This is a genomic window from Enterococcus sp. FR204 (assembly GCF_031143325.1).
Classification (GTDB): domain Bacteria; phylum Bacillota; class Bacilli; order Lactobacillales; family Enterococcaceae; genus Enterococcus_B; species Enterococcus_B faecium.
Map to the genome: position 1 here is coordinate 1 of NZ_JAKZIW010000071.1, position 7847 is coordinate 7847.

A 7847-nucleotide genomic window follows, 5' to 3' on the forward strand; every position below is an offset into this window, starting at 1 on the left:
TGGAAAAATAGTCTCTCATATTTTGCCGTTTTTTGAGCTAATACCGAAGGACAGCTGATTGTACACCGTTTAAGAAAGAGGTCGTGAGTCTGCCGTTTAGCTCCGAGTCGCAAGGAACAAGTTCAAAAAACAGTTTCTCATGTTTTATGAATATTGTGTCTTGTGATTGGGAGTTGGCAGGAGAACACCATTTGTTCGGAAAAAGTGACTAACTATGACACAACTTTTGTCACAGTCCCTTTTTTCACTTGATTTGATTCGTACCAGCGAACTTGACGAGAATTTTCTTGGTTTGGTAACTATATGGTATTCTTTTAACATCCTCGTTTGCTTCTTCTAATTTATTTATACAAAGTCACACTTTTTTAATCATCTGTTCTTCGATACATTTCTATTTCTTTTAAACATCGATACCAATATTTTGAACTTAAGAGTGCATACCAAATGGATTCATTTACTCTTCGTCAGTTACGAAGATAATCAAAATCTCCAACTTCCCTACTTATTTCGTTTTGAGAATTATCGAAGCAATCTTACATAAATAACTAAAAAACAAAAAACCAGAAAATCAGTATACTGATTTTCTGGTTTTACATGGTTTGTTCAATAAAAAGCTGTTGGAACTGTTAATATTAAATTATCGCATCGTTACGAATTCTTCCGCTCCTGTTGGATGGATGGCTACTGTATTGTCAAAGTCTTCTTTAGTTGCACCCATCTTGATAGCCACGGCAAAACCTTGCAGCATCTCATCGACACCAACACCAATAGCATGTAAGCCGACGATTTTTTCTTCTTTTCCGACACAGATCAATTTCATTTCGCATTTTTGGCGATAATCATTTAATGCAAAGTACATTGGGGTAAAGCGTGAACGATAAACTTTCAATTCATTTTCGCCATATTTTTCCAATGCTTCTTCTTCTGTCAAACCAATTGTTGCAATTGGTGGATGCGTAAAGACGACTGTCGGAACAAGTTTATAGTCAAGATAAGAATCTTTCTTTCCATTAAATAAACGTTCTGATAAACGTCTACCAGCTGCGATTGCAACAGGAGTCAGATCTAATTTACCGATCACATCACCAACAGCAAAAATATGTTCATCCGTTGTATTTTGGTATTTATCTACTTTGATAAACCCTTTTTTGTCCAATTCCACATTTGTATTTTCCAGACCTAATTTTTCGGTATTCGGTACACGTCCACCGGCAAAAAGTACACAATCACCAGTTAAGGTTTCACCATTTTCAAATAGCACCGTATATTCGTCATTGTTTTTAGTAATTTCTTTAGCAATATGATGTGCGTAAGTTTTTATTCCAGCTTCTTGGTACATTTGGATCAAATTGTCCGAAAGCATTTTATCAAACGTTCTAAGTGGTCGTTCTTTTCGATATGCCCACATGACTTCACTACCTAAACCACGAAATACACCTGAAAGTTCAGCCGCAATGTATCCAGCACCTAAAACGATTGCTCTCTTAGGTAACTCTGTTAATTCAAAAAATCCATTTGAATCAATGGCGTATTCTCCACCAGGAATGGTCATTTTACTTGCACGGCCTCCAGTAGCGATCAAGATTTTAGGAGCACGATAGGTTTCACCGTTTACTTCGATCGTTTGACTATCGATAAAAGTAGCGTAACCTTTTATAGCCTCGACATGATTGCTATCTAATCCTCTTTGATAAGCACCGTGTAGAAAATCAATATATTTTTCTCGTCTTTCTACTAGACCGGCGAAATCAACATTTTTTAAATCTGCTTGGATACCGTAACTTGAGGCATCTCGTTCAATTGTTTCCAAAATCGTACTTGCTTGCCACATAACTTTTTTAGGTACACAACCGACATTGACACACGTTCCGCCCAATTCATTCGCTTCAATCAGCAAAACTTTTGCGCCATGCATCCCTGCTCTGTTTGCTGAAGCAATACCGCCAGAGCCGCCACCAATTACGATGTAATCATATATTTGCATTTTGTTCCTCCTTATTGAAGAGATCAATCAAAACCTTTATTTAACGATCCTTTTTCTACAGAAAACAAGTGTAACACTTTTCTTGAATTTTGTATGCGAAGATGCTTAAAACAGGGATATATCAGCTTTTTCCTTATTTACGTTTTCGGATCATATCTCCAGGTTTCACCGGCTGTGCGACTGGCATAGTTAAAATCATCATTGGATTTGGTGCTCGGTCAATGGATTCGCCTTCTTCATTATGCATAACTTCAACGGTTTGACTGAAATGACTGAATCCTGGACCATAAAATTCGATTTCATCTCCTACAGAAAACAAGTTTCTCTGACGTATCGTAGCAATCTGTGTTGCCTCATCATAAGATAATACTTCACCGACAAATTTATATACTGGGATTTTACGACGTTCACCGAATAATTGTTCGTTTTCAGTTGGTGTATTGTAGTAAAAACCTGTAGCTAATTCTCGTTGTGCTACTTTCCATAACTCGTCGATCCATTCTTGCTTGCAGACATAGTTTTCAGGGTCTTCCATATAACTGTCTACAGCCGCTTTATAGACATTTGACACCGTAGATACATAATGGATCGATTTCATTCTTCCTTCGATCTTGAAGCTGTCTACGCCGTTTTCAATCAATTCTGGAATATGTTCGATCATTGACATATCCACTGCACTCATCGAGAATTCTTCTTCCACTTCGCCTGTATCAGTTAAACTGTTTCGTTCTTGACCAAAAGGCATATCGAACAATCCATACTTCCAGCGACAAGATTGAGAACATCCGCCACGGTTTGCATCCCGCATCGACATATGGTTGGACAATGTGCATCGACCAGAATAAGAGATACACATGGCACCATGGATAAATGCTTCGATTTCGATATCCGTATTTTTACGAATCTCTGCCACTTCCTCCATTGAAACTTCACGAGCTAAAACGACACGTTCCAACCCTTCTTCTTTCCAGAATTCCAATGTCTCAAAATTAGTTGCTGAAGCTTGAGTGGATAAATGGATCGGCAGACCTGGGGCTTCTGTCGCACAAATTTCGATCAAAGCTGGATCAGAAACAATTACTGCAGAAATACCGACATCACGCAAACTGCGGAAAAATTCCCCTGCTCCATCTTCATTTCCTTCATGGGTGACCATATTAGCAGCAACGTATACCTTCGCATCATGTTCTTTTGCAAAAGCAACTCCTTCAGCCATTTCTTCATAAGTAAAATTACCTGCACGGCTTCTTAAACCATATGCATTCCCGCCAATATATACTGCATCTGCTCCATAATGGATCGCGGTTTTTAACTTTTCCAGTGTTCCTGCTGGCGCTAGGATTTCTGGTCGTTTCAATTTTCTTTTTACTGTCATTTCTTTCATCATACTCCTTATTTGATAGCAGAAGGATCAATATAAAAGAATCCTGTATCTAATTCACGGTTTTCAGGATGCAATTTACTGATTTCGCTAGTCATTTTTTCCGCTTTTTCTTGATCCCAGCTACCTTCTAAAATTTGTTTTTTTGCTTCGGCGAATAGTCGAGTGATGTTTACGAATTTTTCGCCTGGAGTAAATAATCCGTCCAATTTCCATGTACAGTAATGATGCTGATAAAGTTCATTCAATTCATTCGAGAGATTCAGATCATTGCTGGCAAAAATATGTGTGCCATGACTATCTTCATAAATAGAATAATGTGTCTCTTCTTTTTTAGGTTCCGAGATAAAAAGACCTCTTTCACGATCTTTTTGTTCGTCTTGTTTCGTATAGTTATAGTAATTCTGTAGCAGTGGACGTTTGGATTGATGGATGCATGTAGCACCATACACAAGGGTTTCTACAGGAATATCGAGTTTTTCTTCCATCGCCTTCATCTCTTCAAAAGGAACTTCACGAGCAAGTACTGCTCCAACTGCGCCTTTTTTCGCCCAGAAATTGATTTGACGTGCGCTCGTTACTAATGTTTCAGCATCATAAATATACGGTATACGCAATTCAGGATTTTTTTTCATCGTATAAATAATACCTGTATCACCAACTGTGATCACATCTACGTTTATTTCTTTTAAAAAAGCCAAATATTCAGGTACATTTTTCATTTTTTCAGGATGAATGATCCCATTTACAGCAATATTCGCTTTTTTACCATACTTGTGTGCTAATTCTACCAATTGTCGCTGTTCTTCTCGTGTAAATGAAGCAGGCAGACGCAATCCAAATTGCTCTTCACCGAAATATAGTGTATCTGCACCTGCAGCAAGCAACTGTTCTGCTTGTTCAATAGTTTCTACTGTGGTTATGAGTTCGATCATAATTTTCTCCTCCTACAACTTCATAATAGTAGCATAGCTCTAAAAACTTTCCAATACTTCTTCTATTTAAAGTCGGATTTTTGAAAATTATTTCACAAAAAATCAAAATAAAGTTCGATATATTCTGTCCAAATATAAAAAGAGATTGTGACAAAAATCTTGTCACAACCTCTTAATCAAATCTTACTATTATAAAAATTCAGCTACACAGGCCAAGTAACTATAGGGAACCTACTGTTTCCTTTTTAGGTCCGCGAACATTCAATGTGATCTTACCTTTTGAAGCACCTACTGTTACGTGGTCACCTAAACGAATTTCTCCGCCAAGCAAAGCCTCGCTCAATCGATCTTCAATTTCTTTTTGAAGTGCGCGACGGATTGGACGTGCACCATATTCAGGATCAAATCCAGCTTTCCCGATCACATCGATTGCAGATGGTGTGATTTTCACTTGAATATCTTGTTCTTTCAATCGTTTGATAATCGCTTTGCTCATGATTTGGACGATTGTATGGATTTCATCTTTACTCAATGAATGGAAGACGACAGTCTCATCGATTCGATTCAAGAATTCAGGTCGGAAAGCTTTCTTTAACTCTTCTAAGATACGTTTTTGCATGGCTTTGTGATCTTTAGTAACATCTTGGACATTGAATCCGACATTTTTTTCTTCTCGAATTTGTGTCGCTCCGATATTTGAAGTCATAATCATGATTGTATTTCTAAAGTCCACTTTTCTACCTTTAGAATCTGTTAAATGACCATCATCCAATACTTGCAAAAGTAAATTGAAAACGTCTGGATGTGCTTTCTCCACTTCATCTAAGAGAATCACTGAATATGGTTTTTGACGAATTTTTTCTGTCAACTGTCCACCTTCATCATACCCTACGTATCCTGGAGGAGACCCGATTAATCGGCTTGTACTGTATTTTTCCATAAATTCTGACATATCAACACGGATCAGGGCATCTTCGCTCCCAAACATGACTTCTGAAAGTGCTTTGGCCAATTCTGTTTTTCCGACACCAGTTGGTCCAAGGAACATGAATGAACCAATTGGACGATCAGGATCTTTCAATCCGCTTCGTGCACGGCGGATCGCACGTGAAACTGCTTTGACAGCCTCATCTTGACCAACGACACGTTCATGCAGAAGTCCTTCCAGTTCTAACAAGCGTTCGCTTTCTTTTTTCTCCAACTGCTGTAGAGGGACACCAGTCCACTCCGATACAACTGTAGCAACATCTTCTTCTGTTACACGATCAGAATAACCTTGCTCCTGTTTTGCTTCAATTGCAGAAACTTTTTGCAGCTTTTTACGTAGTGCTTTTTCTTGTCTGCGTAATTGAGCAGCATTTTCAAAGTCTTGTTTTTGGATCGCTGCTTCCTTTTCTTGTACTAGTTCATCGATTTCTAGTTTGATCACAGTTGATTTTGTTAAGTGATCGGTTTGATCCAAACGGACTTTCGCTGCTGATTCATCGATCAAATCAATTGCTTTATCGGGTAGTTGACGAGAAGTGATATAACGAACAGAAAGATTGACTGCTGCTCGTACAGCTTCATCTGTGATCTCCACTCCATGGTGCTCTTCATATCTTGTACGTAATCCTTGAAGAATCACTTCTGCTTCTTCAGGAGTTGGCTCATCTACTTGAATGCGAGCAAAACGTCGCTCTAATGCAGAATCTTTTTCGATATATTTTTGATATTCATCTAGGGTCGTTGCTCCGATCGTTTGTAATTCTCCTCGAGCTAACGCCGGTTTCAAGATATTCGAAGCATCAATTGCTCCTTCTGCTCCACCTGCACCAATTAAGGTATGCAATTCATCAATGAATAAGATTACTTGACCATCATTATAGATTTCGTCGATGACCTTTTTCATTCGATCTTCAAATTCACCGCGATATTTCGTACCAGCAACCAAAGATCCCATATCAAGCATCATCAGGCGCTTTTCTTGCATGTCTTCTGGCACTTCACCTAAAATGATTTTTTGAGCTAACCCTTCAGCAATGGCTGTTTTGCCTACACCAGGTTCACCCACCAGTACAGGGTTATTCTTTGTCCGTCGGCTAAGAATCTGGATAAGCCGTTTCACTTCTCTCGAACGACCAACAACTGGGTCCAGCTTGTTTTCTTTTGCTAATTTCGTCAAATCACGTGCTAATGAATCTAGCGTAGGTGTTCCTTGCGGTGTTTGCCGTTTATCTTGTACATTTACATTTCTACGACGATTCATTCCTTTTCCAGCAGAATCACCAGCTAGCCCCATTTTTTGTTTCAGAACTTGACGGGCTTTTGAAAGGCTGATACCTAAGTTGATCATGATTCGAGTAGCCATGATACTTTCATCTTTTAATAAGCTCATCAAAATATGTTCTGTTCCAACTTTTTGAGAACCAGTTTTCTTCACTTCGCTGCTAGCTAAAGCAAAAACTTGTTTCATTCTTGGTGAATATGGAAGAAAGACTCCTTTAGGGTAAGAACGGATACCACCATAACCAATCAGATGTTCAATTTCTTCATAAATTTCCGTTTCATTCAAATCCATTTCACGTAATACTTTTCCAGCAATTCCATTTTGCTCGACCACTAAGGCTAGTAAAACATGTTCTGAACTAACTGATTGATGTTTCAATCGTTTTGCTTCTTCTTGTGCAATTTCTAATACTGCTTGGGCTCTTTCAGTAAAAAGTTCTTCCATCTAATCTCACTTCCCATCTTCATAACTTAAACGTTCCAGAAATGCTCGGAGAATCCGAGCACGTGTATGATCTTCATATTCATTGAAATTCAATGTGTTTTTTGCAATTGCACTCAACATCAAGTTTCCTTCTTTTTTTGTAATTATTTGGTCTTCATAAAGTTTTTGAATAATAGCAAAAGCATTTTTCTCACTGAGTGTATCATCAAATAACTGATTTATCTGCTCAAGTAATTGTTTTTTATCTGAAATCCTTACTTTTGCAATTCGTATATAACCACCACCACCACGTTTGCTTTCTACTAGATAACCACGTTGGATGGTAAAACGGGTATTAATCACATAGTTGATTTGTGAAGGAACACAGTTAAAGAGGTCTGCCATTTCAATCCTTCGAATCTCGATCATTTCACTATTTTCCAGAATTTTCTTTATATATGATTCAATTAAATCCGAGGTATTCTGATGTGCCATCTTATTCATTCCCTTTGACTAATATTGACCTTAATTATAACGAATTTGGTAATAGAAAGAAAGAAGAACGCTTTTTGTTAAATAAATCCTTTAGAATCAACAAAAAAAAATACGGAATATACTATTCCGTATCGACGCGCCCAAGAGGAGTCGAACCCCTAACCTTTTGATCCGTAGTCAAACACTCTATCCAGTTGAGCTATGGGCGCATATTCAATTTAAAAAAATTATAAATCATTTGAAAACAAAAAGCAAGATAAAAAAAATCGGGAAGACAGGATTCGAACCTGCGACCCCTTGGTCCCAAACCAAGTGCTCTACCAAGCTGAGCTACTTCCCGTTAAAAAAATAAAAAAGACT

At 38.0% G+C, this 7847-nt stretch carries 5 protein-coding genes and 2 tRNA genes; all 7 read right to left on the reverse strand.

The features are described from left to right. Positions 1-637: 637 nt before the first annotated feature. The gene (gene gor, locus RG571_RS11405) at positions 638-1984 is read right to left on the reverse strand and encodes a glutathione-disulfide reductase (protein WP_002307823.1); all 1347 of its coding nucleotides are present in this window, start codon (positions 1982-1984) and stop codon (positions 638-640) included. 133 nt (positions 1985-2117) lie between these two features. After that, positions 2118-3371 carry a U32 family peptidase gene (locus tag RG571_RS11410; protein WP_002318037.1) on the reverse strand — a complete coding sequence of 418 codons (1254 nt, stop codon included), beginning with the start codon at positions 3369-3371 and terminating at the stop codon, positions 2118-2120. Positions 3372-3376: 5 nt separating this feature from the next. Next, positions 3377-4300 (reverse strand): peptidase U32 family protein, encoded by a 924-nt coding sequence (locus RG571_RS11415; protein ID WP_002289033.1) that lies wholly within the window; start codon positions 4298-4300, stop codon positions 3377-3379. Positions 4301-4520: 220 nt separating this feature from the next. After that, positions 4521-7013 carry an ATP-dependent Clp protease ATP-binding subunit gene (locus RG571_RS11420; RefSeq protein ID WP_002289035.1) on the reverse strand — a complete coding sequence of 831 codons (2493 nt, stop codon included), beginning with the start codon at positions 7011-7013 and terminating at the stop codon, positions 4521-4523. Between the two features lie 6 nt (positions 7014-7019). Further along, positions 7020-7487: a CtsR family transcriptional regulator gene (locus RG571_RS11425; RefSeq protein ID WP_002327581.1), complete on the reverse strand. Its 468-nt coding sequence runs from the start codon at positions 7485-7487 to the stop codon at positions 7020-7022. Positions 7488-7622: 135 nt separating this feature from the next. After that, a tRNA-Arg gene (locus RG571_RS11430) sits at positions 7623-7696 on the reverse strand. Between the two features lie 57 nt (positions 7697-7753). Further along, positions 7754-7827: transfer RNA gene (locus RG571_RS11435), tRNA-Pro, on the reverse strand. Between the last annotated feature and the right edge of the window lie 20 nt (positions 7828-7847).

What these genes read in the sequence shown, in the direction of transcription:
- gor (WP_002307823.1), bottom strand. Translation starts at nt 1,984, where the DNA reads ATGCAAATATATGATTACATCGTAATTGGTGGCGGCTCTGGCGGTATT.
- RG571_RS11410 (WP_002318037.1), bottom strand. Translation starts at nt 3,371, where the DNA reads ATGATGAAAGAAATGACAGTAAAAAGAAAATTGAAACGACCAGAAATC.
- RG571_RS11415 (WP_002289033.1), bottom strand. Translation starts at nt 4,300, where the DNA reads ATGATCGAACTCATAACCACAGTAGAAACTATTGAACAAGCAGAACAG.
- RG571_RS11420 (WP_002289035.1), bottom strand. Translation starts at nt 7,013, where the DNA reads ATGGAAGAACTTTTTACTGAAAGAGCCCAAGCAGTATTAGAAATTGCA.
- RG571_RS11425 (WP_002327581.1), bottom strand. Translation starts at nt 7,487, where the DNA reads ATGGCACATCAGAATACCTCGGATTTAATTGAATCATATATAAAGAAA.